A 13403-nucleotide genomic window follows, 5' to 3' on the forward strand; every position below is an offset into this window, starting at 1 on the left:
GACCTGCCGGCCCTCCACAAGTCCGCTCCCCGTGGCTACTCCGTCGCCGTGGATCCGCTTGTCTCCAAGGCCGAACATTGTGGACCGCCCCTTGCTGTAGTGCTGGTGCTCCACAAAACTCCCCTCGTCCAGCAATGCCTGCAGCCGCTCCCGNGCGGTGTGCTTCCCNTTCTGGTGCTGCTGCTCTATCCGCGCCTCACCACCGCCAAGACGCACCTGCTCCCGAATCGTTTTCATGTGTTGTATCGCTTCCCGATTTCCCACTGTCCTACTCCTTGCAGATCTTCGCAGAAAAACTTCATCCTGCAGAACCGCCGCTCCGATTTGCCTCGAGCCCGGCAGCCCTGGTCTTCTGTATTCTTTGTACTCTTCGATATTAAACAGCCACGGTACGCCCTGACCGCACCCCTGTCAAGCTGTGACTTTTTCTTGTCCTCCCCATATAATACCCNGAAGGCGGAAGAAATGCTCTACCCAGTTGCGCCAGAAGAGCCTCTCCGGGCTATTCCGGGGGCGCTTGTGCCCGATTCCTTTTCCGGTATTCTCAGGGGGCGCCATCGGGAGGTGGCAAATATCGANCTTCGGGATCACCGGGGCTCCTATTTTGTCTCCCTCGTGGCGAATACCCGGGATCGAACGGCCCTTTCGATCTTTCTCCCCTCCCGGGAATCCCGGGTTCTTCTCGGGACACTCCAGCCTGGAGAGATCATCACCGGTCTGCCCCGGGGGATCGCACGGGGAAACCCGGAAACGGCGCCTCTCCTGGCGGAGTACCCCGGGGAGGCCCTCCATGNGGCCNGGCGCTACCAGGGCGAGCTCCAGCTATCACCGGCGGAACAACGGGCCCTCACCTGCCAGGACTGCCCCAGGACGCTCAGGCAGGTCCTTCTGGAGGAACCCCGCTTTCACCGCGGATTTCTGCCCCTCGTTTTTTCTGCGGGTCTTTCTGCGCGGTATTCTGNAGCTCTTTCTGCGAACGACCCTGCGGAGCCCCGGAACGATCCATTTCTTGAGCGAGCCAGACGGTGTCTGACGGCCGAAATCCCTCCGGACCCCCGGGTTCTGGCGGGACTGGCCGGACTCGGCCCCGGCTTTACCCCGGCGGGTGACGATTTTCTGGCCGGACTCCTGCTCGCCCTGGATATTGTGCTTGCCCTGGATATTGTCCCGATTCGAGAGGTGCCCCGGGACTCCCTGCTCTTTTTCCGGCGGGAGCTGGCAGCTTCCCTGGAGGGACATCTGGAAAAGACTACCACGGGAGGGGCAACGCTGCTTCGCCTGGCTCTGGAGAAGCGACCTCCCCTTTTTGCCCACCGGCTGTGCCGCGTTCTGGCACTGCCCGGCCGCCCCCCGGAGATCAGAGCCCGAAGAGCATCCCATATTGCAGATAGCCACGGGAATAGCTCGGGACTTGATTTTTTGGCTGGTTTTGCCTGGTTTCTCCTGATCCTTCCGGGATTTGACAGGGAGCAGAACTGGGTGTAGCGTTTACATCTTCCACGAGGAAGTTGTACGAATCCCCGGAGGGTGGTATCCCCGGGGGATTCCGGCAACGTACCGGTGACGGACCCGATGGATAACGGACCCGACGAAAGAGAGGCTTGACGTGAAGCGAATCATCCTGCGGAAGGATTCGTACTACGATTCAGTATTTCTGATGCTGATCAGTACGGACGTGAAGAAGCTGGAGGGGATCACCGACGCGGTGGTCGCCATGGGAACAGAGATGAACCTGGGGTTGCTCCAGGACATGGGCATGAGCGGGCCCGAGCTCGCCAAGGCTGGTCCCAACGATCTGATCATTTCCCTTGAGGGAGTTTCCGGCGAGGCCGTTGATGCCGCCGAGANGGCGGTGGACCAGCTCCTCACCAAGAAGGCAGCCCCCGGGGACNACGCCGCCTANCGCCACGCCAGTAGCGAGGCCGCCTACGAGGCCGCCCCCGACTCGAACCTGGTCATCATTTCCGTGCCCGGAGCCTACGCCCCGCGAGAGGTACGAAAAGCCCTCGGAGCAGGCAAGCACGTGATGCTCTTCTCCGATAATGTCTCTCTGGAGGAGGAGGTAAAACTGAAAACCCTGGCCCGCGAAAAAGGCCTCCTCCTGATGGGGCCGGACTGCGGTACGGCCATCATCAACGGAAAACCCCTCTGCTTTGCCAACCAGGTCGCGCCCGGTTCAATTGGCGTGGTCTCTGCCGCCGGAACGGGCCTCCAGGAGGTAACATCCCTGATCTCCCGCGCCGGAGGGGGGATCTCCCAGGCGATCGGTACGGGCGGACGCGATCTGAAGAGCGAAAAAGTGAACGGCTCCACGGCCCTCATGGCCATCGAGGCCCTGGCAGAGGATCCCGACACCCAGGTGATCGTGGTTATCTCCAAGCCGCCGGCCCCGAAGGTCGCCGAGCGGGTGATCCAGGCGCTGAAAAAAACGGGAAAACCCGCTGTGGTCCATCTGATCGGCCTGCCCGGGGAATCCTCCCAGGGGAACCTTCACTACGCCTCCAACCTCGAGGAGACGGCGCGCATGGCCGTGGCGATCTCCCGGGGAGAATCCTGGTCCCCCTCGGTTTTTGATGCCGACGAGAAGGAGATCGACGCTCTGGTGGAGCGGGAAGTCTCGGCTGTCTCCAGCAGCCAGCGGTATCTCCGCGGATACTTCACGGGAGGGACTCTCACCGACGAGGCGGTCTTCGTTCTGAACGACAGCCTGGGTGGCATCTATTCCTTCGACCCCAGCGACAAGGCCTTTGCCCTGAAGGACCCCCAGCGCTCGGAGAAACACACCATCGTCGACCTGGGCGAGGATGTGTTCACCGTCGGGCGCCCCCATCCCATGATCGATCCCTCCACGAGGACCGAGCGGATGCTCCGCGAGGCCGACGACGAGGAGATCGCCCTGGTTCTGGTGGATTGCGTCATCGGCTACGGCAGTCACCCCGATCCGGCGGGTGCCCTGGCCCCGGCGATCGCGACGATGCGCCGGGCTGCGGCAAAACGNGGGGGATATCTTCCCGTTATCGCCAGCATTACCGGCACCGAGGGGGACTTCCAGAACATTGCCTCCCAGGAGCGGGCTCTCACCGCTGCCGGTGCCGTGGTGATGCCCTCCAACTACCAGGCCGTCGAGCTTGCCCGGCGCATGATGGCTCTTCTGAAAACACGATAGGAGCAGAAAATCATGAGCAAGAACAATGTCACCGCCCTTTTCGGGCAGGAGCTGAACGTAGTAAATCTGGGACTCCAGGGGTTTGGCGAAACCCTGTCACAGCTGGGAACCCCCGTTGTCCCCGTCGACTGGAAACCCCCTGCCGGNGGCGACCCCGAGCTGGCTGCCCTCCTGGACCGCCTGGACGNGGCTGAAGCCGCAGGCAAGCTGGACCGGGCCAGGGCAAACCAGGAAGCGGTCACCCGGATTCTGAAGGGGAAGCCGACCCTGGTGGGAATCGGCATCGCCAGGGAAACCGTCCCGGGGATGCACAAGAAGCTTATCATGCACGCCGGGCCGCCCGTGGAGTGGCCCGATATGGCCGGCCCCCTGCGGGGGGCGATCATCGGGGGCATCCTCTACGAGGGGCTGGCAGAGACCCCGGAGGAGGCTGAAAAGCTGGCTGCCTCGGGTGAGATCACCTTCGATCCCTGCCATCACCATAACGCCGTGGGGCCCATGGCGGGAGTCACCACGGCCAGCATGCCCGTGTGGATCATGGAGAACNNNACCTTCGGGAACCGCGCCTACTGCACCCTGAACGAGGGGCTGGGCAAGGTGCTCCGCTACGGAGCCAACTCCAAAGAGGTNATCGACCGGCTGCGCTGGATGGAGCAGGAGCTGGCTCCGATCCTCAAGAAGGCTCTGGATCTGCACGGTCCCCTGGACATGAAGAATCTCATCGCCCAGGTTCTGCAGATGGGTGACGAGGGCCACAACCGGAACCGCGCGGGCACCAGTCTCTTCATTCGCGAAATGGCACCCTACCTGGTGATGCTCGACGAGGAAAAGGAACAGCTGGCCAGGGTATTCCGGTTCATGCACGAGAACGACCACTTTTTCCTGAACCTCACCATGCCCGCCTCGAAATGTACCGTCGATGCCGCTGCGGGGATCGAGGGAAGCTCCCTGGTCTATACCATGGCCCGGAACGGCACGGAGTTCGGCATTCGCCTGGCCGGTCTGCCCGACCGGTGGTTCACCGGGCCCGCTTCGGTGATCGACGGGCTCTATCTGCCGGGATTCTCTGCCGATGATGCGGCCCGCGATGTGGGCGATTCGGTGATCACCGAGACCTGCGGTATTGGAGGGTTCGCCATGGCGGCTGCTCCGGCGATCGTGAAGTTCGTGGGGGGATCCCCCGCCGATGCCCTGAACTTCACCCGCAAGATGTACGAGATCACTCTGGCCGAGAATGACACCTACCAGATCCCGGCCATGGACTTCCGGGGAACCCCCACGGGAATCGATGTGGTAAAGGTGGTAGAGCACGGTGTCCTGCCGGCGATCAACACCGGTATCGCCCACAAGGACCCGGGCGTTGGTATGGTTGGAGCAGGGCTGGTGAAGCCTCCCGAACAGGCCTTTCGGGACGCCTTTGCCGCCTTTGTAGAAAAATACGCCTGAAAAAACCTTCCGGAATGCCCGGGTAGCTCCGATACCCGGGTTCCGGAGAGCATCCGCAGGAACACCAAAACGGAAGGAGAACGGTATGAAGGACATGAAGGTAATCGATCTGAGCATCCCCCTGGGGATTGGAACTCCTCCCTGGCCCACCTACGAGCCCCTGGAGGTGAAATACTTCAAGCGCCTGGCGCCCAACGGTGCCAACGGCCAGCTGGTGACCCATTCGAACCACATTGGAACCCACCTGGATGGGGAGATCCACTTCTACACACCCGGAAAGGATATCGCCAGTCTGGACATGGATTTCCTCGTCCACGAGGGGGTGATCGTGGATCTCTCGGACGTCGCCGGTGAGTACGATGTCTATACCTCCCAGATGATCGAGGATCGGGTCGAGGTCAAGGAGGGGGATATTCTTATCATCTCCACGGGCTACCACCAGTACAGCTGGGACCAGCCCACGGCCGACGAGGTGACCTACATGGTGAAACACCCCGGGCCGGACCGGGAGTTTGCCGAATGGGCCAAGAAGAAAAAGCTCCGCTGGATCGGCGTGGACTGCGGAAGCGCTGACCACCCCATGAATACCAAGATCCGCGACTGGATGCCCCGGAACGCCGCCGAGTGCGACGCCCACTTCAAGAAGAAGTACGGCAAGGGCCTGACCGAGGTCTTCACCGACGACAAGTACCAGTTGATGCACCTGGAAATGTTCCCCCACGGGATCGTTCACGCCGAGTGCATTGGCGGGGATATCGACCTGCTTCTGAACCAGCGGGTGACGATCGGCTGTTTCCCCTGGCGCTTCGTGGATGGTGAGTCCAGTATCGCCCGGATCGTGGCTTTCGTGGACGAAGCCCGGTACCAGGAACTGATGGAGAAAAAGTCACGTTGCGAACTTACCAAGTTTGGCGATGTGGCACGGGCACGGAACCAGTGGCTCGTTGACGAAGCCCGACAGCGGGCCCGCAAGAGCTGACCAGGTTCACCCGAACCAGAGGCATCCCGGGGGAGTAATCCCCCGGGTTTTTTTTGCCCCCAGACAGAAACGGGTGTACACTTTCCCCAGGAGGACGCAACCATGAAAAGCAGCAAGCCCCTGGCAGGCCTGAAAGTTCTGGATATGACCAGGGTACTGGCCGGGCCCTACGCCACGATGATCCTCTCCGACCTTGGAGCCGAGGTGCTGAAGGTGGAGATGCCCGGCACGGGCGACGATTCCCGCCATTTTGGCCCCTTCAAGAACGGGAGAAGCCTCTATTTTCTCAGCATCAACCGGGGCAAGCACTCCATGACCCTCAACCTGAAGAGCGACGAGGGGAAGGATATCCTGCGGAAACTGGTTGCCCGCTACGACATGCTGGTGGAGAACTTCCGCCCCGGCGTGATGGAGAAGCTCGGTCTGGGCTACGAGGAGCTCAAAAAGATAAATCCCGGGCTCATCTACGCGGCAGCCTCGGGCTACGGCCACTCCGGCCCGGAGAGCAAAAAGCCCGCCTACGATATCCTGGCCCAGGCCGAGGGCGGGCTCATGGGAATCACGGGCTGGCCGGGAGGAGCCCCGGTCCGGGTGGGCTGTTCCATCGGCGATATCACGGCCGGTCTCTTTGCCTCGATCGGGATCCTGGCAGCCCTCCACCAGCGGAACGCCACCGGGCTGGGCCAGAAGATCGATGTGGCCATGCTCGACTGCCAGGTAGCGATCCTGGAAAACGCCCTGGCCCGGTATCAGGCCACGGGAGAAAATCCGGAGCCCCTGGGGAACCGCCATCCCACGATCACTCCCTTCCAGGCCTATCAGGCCCGGGACGACTGGTTCGTGGTGGCCATGGGGAACGATAATCTCTGGAAGACCTTTTGCACCGCCACAGGCCGGATGGATCTGGCCGAGGACCCCCGGTTTGCCACCAATCCGGCCCGGACGGAGAATCTGGACGAGTTGAACGCCCTCATGGAACCCCTCATGGCGGAGCGCACCGTCCAGGAATGGTCGGACCTCCTCTCGGAAGCGGGAATCCCCCACGCCCCCATCAACAAGGTCGAGCACATTATGGAAAGCCCCCAAATCCTGGCGCGGAAGATGCTCGCCACCGTGGAGGACTCCCTGGCGGGGACGGTCCAGGTGGCGGGGAATCCCGTCAAGATGAGTGGGTTCGAGGACTCCACCGAGCGCCCCCCCCTTCCCGAGCTGGGCGAGCACACCCGGGAGGTCCTTTCCGATCTGGGATATACCGACGATCAGGTCCGGGCCCTGCAGGACCAGGGGGTAATCTGAATGAAGTACGTTGCCCCCCGGGACCCGGCGCGGCTGCTCTCGGTACTCCGCCGGGGAGAACGCCCCCTTTCGGTGGAAATAGAAACCCTTCTTGATCGTCTGGACCGGTTCGAGGAGACCCTGCAGACGCTCCTGCCCGACGAATCTCCCGGCCAGCGGCGCGAACGCCTCCTGGCCGAGGCCCGGACCCTGGAGGAACGGTGGCCCCTAGCCGAGGAGCGACCGCCCCTCTTTGGTCTGGTGGTGGGGGTGAAGGATCTCTTCCACGCCCAGGGGTTTCCCACCCGGGCGGGGTCACGCCTGCCGGCCGAGACCTTTCGCCACGACGAGACCCCGCCTGCGGCAAGTCTCCAGCGGCTCCAGGAGGCGGGTGCGCTGGTTCTGGGAAAGACCGTTACCACGGAGTTCGCCTACTTCGGCCCCGGACCAACCAGAAACCCCTGGAACCCGGAGCACACCCCCGGAGGCTCCTCGAGCGGCTCCGCCGCCGCCGTGGCCGCCGGGTTCTGTCATATGGCCCTGGGAACCCAGACAATCGGTTCCATCTCCCGCCCCGCCAGCTTCTGCGGAATCGCGGGATACAAACCGAGCTACGACCGGGTCAGCCCCGACGGCATAATTCCCTTCTCTCCCAGCGCCGATCACGTGGGGGTCCTGGCTGCCTCGGCACGGGCCCTGCGCCTGATCGCACCGGTCCTGACCCGCCACTGGAACGATAGGGGGGGACACTCTTCGGCAGATCCCCCTCACGACACCCTGCGGCACCAGCTGGGAACGGTCCTGGTACCGGACGACGCCTACCTGGAGCAGGCTGCACCGGAGAGCCTGCGAGCCCTGGAGAGCCTCTGCGAGCGCCTCCAGGGAATCGGCGTTACCCCCCTCCGGGTGAAGGCCTTCCCCGATATCGAGGAGATCAACCGGAGCCATCAGGAGATGATCGCCGCCGAGTTTGCCCAGGTCCACGCCTCGTGGTTCGCCGAGCATCATGGGCTCTACCATCCCCGCAGCAAGGAACTGGTGGAGCGGGGGCTGGCCATACCCCAGGAGGTCTACGCCCGGGCCTGCGGTGGCCGTCAACAGATCCGCGACCGGATCCAGGAGACGCTGGACCGCCACGGGGCAACGCTCTGGCTCTCGCCAGCTGCGCCGGGAGAAGCGCCACGGGGGATTGATTCCACGGGAAGCCCCCTGATGAACCTGCCCTGGACCTACGCGGGGGTACCCACGGTGGCACTTCCCCTCACCAGCCTCCCCCACGGCACGGGGCCCGGGGGCCTTCCCCTGGGAGTCCAGGTGGCGGGACACTTCGGCAGCGACGAAGTTCTCCTGGACCGGGCCGTCCTGCTCGAGGAAGCGCTCCGGTAGGAGCGCTTTTTCTTCTCCCACGGGGGCCACGAGGGTTAATACGCCTACCCCCTCTGTGGTACCCTCGGGGTGTTTATGAAATCCTTGACAGCTCGCTCCCGAACGGTTCTGGTCTCGTTGCTCCTTCTCCTCGGTCTGCTGGTGATTACCATGGCCGTGACAACTCTCGCCCACCGCACGGCCCGGTTGCAACAACAACTTGACAGCCTGAGCAGGAACCTGGGCTCGGAAGTGGAGCGTCAGAACCAGCGGGGCCATCTCCTGGAAAACAACCAGCGCCTGGCCACCACCCACCTGCAGGAAGTCCGATCCCTCATGAACCTGCCCACGGCGGAATTCCGCTTCTCCCTGGACGACACCGGGCAGGACCCCGGACAGGGCGACGAGGAAGACCTCCTCCTGCGGGGCCTGGACAGAATCGCCGTGCACCACGAACGGGAAGCGCTGCACCAGGAGCTGGAAGAGCTCTTTGCCCCGGAAGGGGCCCTGACAGAAACGGTCCGCGAGCAAAATCTGACCCTCGCCCCCGGGGAGCGGCGCGGCCACTGGACCATCACCGACGCCACGGACCAGACGGCCCCCCTTCCTCCCCTGATAACCATCCACGTCTCGGGGAACGCCCCTCCCGCACAGGCGGTGCTCGAGGCTCTCGGTGGCGCATCACGGAGCGTCTCCTACGCCACCTCCCGCGATGAGCGGCAGCGGCACATCGCCGATGCCCTGGAAGACCTGCTCCCCCAGGCCCGGGAACACCGGTCAACTCTCGCCGACGAGCCCCCCGACCAGGACGACCCCGATGCCACCGGACAGGACTCCCCCACCGGGAGCGAACTCTCCCCCGACGAAGCCGCCAGGGAAGATCTCCGTGCCCGGGCCGCCTCGCCCCGCGTCCAGGACTGGCTTCAGGAGCAGGATCTCGATCTTTCCCTGGAGCCCCGGGAGACCCTGGACTTCCATGTCTTCGATATCACCACCAGGGAAGCCGGAGACACCGGGGCCACCCGCCTGGGGTCCCTGGCGGTGCTGAAACACAGCGGCGAGATATACCTCCTGGATCAGGAAGATGTGATGATCACGGGCCTCAAGACCCTGGGGAAGGAGCTCGATGCCTTCCACACCCCCCGGGTGAGTTCCCCCGAGGATGCCCTGGCCCTGCCCGAGAACTTCCCCCCGGGCTTTCGGGGAGGGTCTCATCGGGACGGGACCAACATCCTCCTGATCGGCACCCACGAGACCAAGGCTGACTCGATCATGCTCCTCTATCTCTCGCCGGACCGGACGATCTCCATTGTGAGTATTCCCCGGGACATCTACTACCAGGGCCGGAAACTGAGCGACCACTACGAGATCTACGGAGCCAGACCCTTTCTGGCCCGAATAACCGAGATCATCGGGCGCGAGATAGACGCCTACGTCTCGATAGATATGTACGCCTTTATCGAGGTGGTGGATATCCTGGGCGGGATCACCCTCACTCTGGAAGAACCCTTGAGGGACCCCACCTACCGGGTCCGGGATAACGGGACCTGGGGCACCCTGTTCTTCCCCGCCGGGACCCATACCCTCAGCGGTGTCGAGGCGCTCCGCATCGCCCGCTCCAGGGCGACCACCACCGATTTTGGACGGTCCAGCCGCCAGCACGATATTCTGGAGGCCCTGCGCCGGAGAATCAACACCCTCCACGCGGGCAACCTCTCCCAGGTCTACCAGCTGATACAGACCCTGGCCAGCTACGTGGAGACCGATCTTACCCCCTGGGAGATTACCCAGTTCTTCCTGGCCTACCGCAACGCCCCCATCACCAATCGCTCGGGCATGACCTACTACAACGTGCTCTATTCCACCTACAGCAACGTCCACTACGAGGGGATCACCCTGGCCGAAGCCGAAGCCAGGGAGAACTTCTTCATGGGGCTCTGGATTCTGCTCCCCCGGGGGGGCAACTGGGATGTGGTCCGCTGGTTCGTGGACGAGAATACCGCTCCCTGAGCTGCCCCGGGGCCGGGCAAGGGGCCGGCTCCCCGGGGAAATCTCGCCAGCCTCCGGGGAAACCCCCGACAGTCCCCGGGGGAAGCAAACCACCGGTCCCGAAAACCCGGGCGAGGTGAAAAAATCGGTCAGCCCACTGGCAAAGAGATCTCCGGTCCACCATAATCAGAGGGGAAGGAATTATCTTTTCACGACCGTAATTCGGGTTGCTCTGCACCTCGATCTTCGTTCCGGTGCGAGCCCCGGCTGTTCGGGCTTCGGTGCTACAAAGGGGGATCCATGAAGAATATCAAGTTGGGAATCAAGCTGGTGGGAGGTTTTTCCCTGGTGGCCGCGATCGTTCTGGTGGTGGGCTTCTTCGGCTGGATGGGGGCCAACCAGATGAACCGGCATATCGACGAGATATCGCGGGTCCGTCTTCCCAGTGTGGACGCCCTCCTCTCGCTCCGGGGAGAAGCCTCCTCGCTGCAAACTTCCTTCAGGTCGCTCCTGAACCCCCGCATGTCCATGGAGGACCGGGAGCGGCAATACGAAAACATCGCCACAGCCCGAGATCGGGTATACAACGAAGCGATCGCCAGTTACGAGCCCCTGCCCCAAACGCCCGAGGAGGCCCGGCTCTGGGAGCAGTTCCTGCCGGCCCTGGCAGCCTGGGCAGAATACAATAACTATCTCATATCAGAAGGTCGACGGATCGAGGCGTCGCAGATTCTGAACCCCGAGGAATACCAGGTGATCATCCAGGGCTTTATCGGCGACCACCAGGAGCTGATCCGGGATGTTGCAGTTCTGCTGATCACCGGGGCCGACTTCACCGGCGGCGAGGACCACCGGCGGTGCAACTTTGGCCAGTGGCTTTCGGAATACCGCACCGAGAATCCGGTGATTCTCCAGGCGATCCGCGAGATCGGCCCCTATCACGAGGCCTTTCACCGGAGCGTGACCGATATCCGTACCGCCCTGCGCCAGGGGAACCGGCCCCNGGCAGAAGAGCTCTTCTCCCAGACCCTGCTGCCCAGCGCCGACCGTACGATCGAGCTCTTTGGCACCATGCTCGCCGAGGCAGACCGGATTGACGCTATCTACGACGAGCTGAGCCGCCTGGCCCTCACCGAGGGTGTGCGCCATCAGAACGAGGCCTTCGAAATCCTGGACCGGGTTATAGAGGTTAACCGGACCGTGGCGGCCGAGGCAACGGAAATGGCCGTGCGCGACGGGGCGCGGGTACAACGGATCGCCCTGACGGGAATCGTCCTGGGCGTCACCCTGGCCCTGGTTCTGGGGCTCTTCCTCACCCGGGCGATCACCGGACCGGTCTACAAGGGGGTGACCTTTGCCCAGCAACTGGCCAGGGGTGACCTCACCACAACCCTCGACATAGACCAGAAGGACGAGATCGGCATCCTGGCCGGGGCACTGCAGGAGATGAGGAACCAGCTCCTGAGCGTTGTGGCCGATATTCAGTCGGCTTCGGCCAACGTGGCTGCCGGGAGCGAGGAGATGAGCGGCACGGCTCAGCAGCTCTCCCAGGGGGCAACGGAGCAGGCCGCCAGCGCCGAGGAGGTCTCCTCTTCCATGGAAGAGATGGGGGCCAATATCCGTCAGAACTCCGACAACGCCCTGCAGACCGAAAAGATCTCCCAGAAGGCGGCCCGCAACGCCCAGGAGGGTGGCCAGGCGGTCTCCCAGACGGTGTCGGCCATGAAGGAGATCTCCGAAAAGATCAACATCATCGACGAGATCGCCCGCAATACCAACCTGCTGGCCCTGAACGCCGCCATTGAGGCTGCCCGGGCCGGGGAGCACGGCAAGGGCTTTGCCGTGGTAGCCAGCGAGGTCAGGAAGCTGGCTGAACGGAGCCAGAAAGCGGCCGCCGAGATAGCCGACCTCTCCCGCAACAGCGTGGACGTGGCCGAGAAGGCGGGCACCATGATCTCCGAGATCATCCCCGATATCCAGAAGACGGCGGAACTGGTCCAGGAGATCACCGCAGCAAGCCGCGAGCAGAACAGCGGAGCCGATCAGATCAATCAGGCCCTGATGCAACTCGATCAGGTGGTGCAGCAGAACGCCTCGGCCTCGGAGGAGATGGCCTCCATGGCGGAGGAACTCAGCAGCCAGGCCGAGCAGCTCCAGAGCACGATGGAGTTTTTCCGGGTAAACAATTCCGGCCGGGTCGCCGAGGCTCCACGGGCAGTCCAATCCCGAAAAGGGGGAACCCCGGGCGGCCGAAGCTCCGGTGGATCCCAGGGGAGTGGCTCCACAGGCAGAAGCTCCTCCGGATCATCGAGCCAGGGAAAGGGCCCTCACCAGCTCGAGCATCACCAGAAACAGCGGGAATCGGGCGGATCCGGGTCCTCCGAGCGGGGAATCACCCTCGCTGACAAGGGTTCCCAGGCCCACTCCCGGATATCGCTGGATCTCAACGAGAACGGCCCCGACGATATGGACGGAGAGTTCGAGAGCTTCTAGCTCCCGGCGATTCGGACGGCCATCCGGTTGATCCGGTCGGTCAGTTCGGCCATCTGGGAGACCACCACCTTCACCGGCGCGCCTCTTTCACCGAGGCGCGCCGCCTGGATGGAGCCGTTTATCGCGACAACCTTGATCTGGTCTGCCAGATTCGTGATGTCCTGTGCTATCTGATCGAGCTCTTCCCGCCGTTCTTCGTCGGAGCTTCTCTTATCCAGCTCTTCCTGGACGATTATCGCGCCCATCTTCTGAATCGGCCCCACAATTTCAGGGTTTCCGCTGATCCCGATGCACCCGATTCGCCGGCCCTGCCGCAGAATCACCCCGTTATAACCAGCTTTGACCCCCTTGAAACGGGAGGCTTCTTCCTCGGAGACAGCCAGCTCGTCTATCTCTCCGGTCATGATGCGCTTCGCCCCTTCATGAACCGTTCCAACCCGCTCCTTCTGCACCGAGGCAATGATCACCCCTCCCTGACCCATGATGTTTACATTCTTCCCCGTAACGCGGTTGATAAGGGCAACGACCTTCTCGGCAGTCTCCACAGGAATAATCTCATCCTTCATAGTATCTCAGGATACCAGAGGAGCACCCCCTTTTGACTGGGCAGGAGGCACTGTCATGGCCCCTCATATTGTATCTCGAGCCCACCTCCAATTCTCTGGCTCCAATCGGTTCGGTGCAAATTGG

General features: G+C 62.9%; 10 protein-coding genes. 8 read left to right on the forward strand and 2 right to left on the reverse strand.

Going from position 1 to position 13403, the window contains the following annotated elements; genetic code table 11:
• Positions 1-237 (reverse strand): carboxyl transferase domain-containing protein (locus B071_RS17695; protein ID WP_026245069.1); only part of this gene is annotated, 237 nt, incomplete at its 3' end.
• A 228-nt stretch (positions 238-465) separates the two neighbouring features.
• On the opposite strand from B071_RS17695, the gene B071_RS0112990 reads away from it, so the two are divergent.
• The 8 genes from B071_RS0112990 (at position 466) to B071_RS0113025 (ending at position 12713) form a co-directional block, all read left to right on the forward strand.
• Positions 466-1485, forward strand: coding sequence for an oxamate carbamoyltransferase subunit AllH family protein (locus tag B071_RS0112990; RefSeq protein WP_083914968.1), 1020 nt, complete (start codon positions 466-468; stop codon positions 1483-1485).
• Positions 1486-1606: 121 nt separating this feature from the next.
• On the forward strand, positions 1607-3166 hold the full coding sequence (fdrA, locus tag B071_RS20130; protein ID WP_018527501.1) for an acyl-CoA synthetase FdrA: 1560 nt from the start codon (positions 1607-1609) through the stop codon (positions 3164-3166).
• A 357-nt stretch (positions 3167-3523) separates the two neighbouring features.
• On the forward strand, positions 3524-4612 hold the full coding sequence (locus tag B071_RS20135) for a YlbE family protein (protein ID WP_438829716.1): 1089 nt from the start codon (positions 3524-3526) through the stop codon (positions 4610-4612).
• 85 nt (positions 4613-4697) lie between these two features.
• Positions 4698-5591: a cyclase family protein gene (locus B071_RS0113005; protein ID WP_018527503.1), complete on the forward strand. Its 894-nt coding sequence runs from the start codon at positions 4698-4700 to the stop codon at positions 5589-5591.
• Between the two features lie 102 nt (positions 5592-5693).
• Positions 5694-6887, forward strand: a complete 1194-nt coding sequence (locus B071_RS0113010; RefSeq protein ID WP_018527504.1) for a CaiB/BaiF CoA transferase family protein — start codon at positions 5694-5696, stop codon at positions 6885-6887.
• Positions 6888-8252, forward strand: a complete 1365-nt coding sequence (locus B071_RS0113015) for an amidase (RefSeq protein ID WP_018527505.1) — start codon at positions 6888-6890, stop codon at positions 8250-8252. It abuts the gene before it with no gap.
• Positions 8253-8327: 75 nt separating this feature from the next.
• Positions 8328-10241, forward strand: coding sequence for an LCP family protein (locus B071_RS18700; RefSeq protein ID WP_157703233.1), 1914 nt, complete (start codon positions 8328-8330; stop codon positions 10239-10241).
• A gap of 279 nt (positions 10242-10520) precedes the next feature.
• Positions 10521-12713 carry a methyl-accepting chemotaxis protein gene (locus B071_RS0113025; protein ID WP_018527507.1) on the forward strand — a complete coding sequence of 731 codons (2193 nt, stop codon included), beginning with the start codon at positions 10521-10523 and terminating at the stop codon, positions 12711-12713.
• On the opposite strand, the gene B071_RS17705 is transcribed toward B071_RS0113025, so the two are convergent.
• Positions 12710-13279, reverse strand: a complete 570-nt coding sequence (locus B071_RS17705; protein ID WP_018527508.1) for a sugar diacid recognition domain-containing protein — start codon at positions 13277-13279, stop codon at positions 12710-12712. The two genes, B071_RS0113025 and B071_RS17705, sit on opposite strands and share 4 nt — an antisense overlap.
• Positions 13280-13403: the final 124 nt, after the last annotated feature.

Source organism: Alkalispirochaeta alkalica DSM 8900 (assembly GCF_000373545.1).
Taxonomy (GTDB): Bacteria; Spirochaetota; Spirochaetia; order DSM-27196; family Alkalispirochaetaceae; genus Alkalispirochaeta; species Alkalispirochaeta alkalica.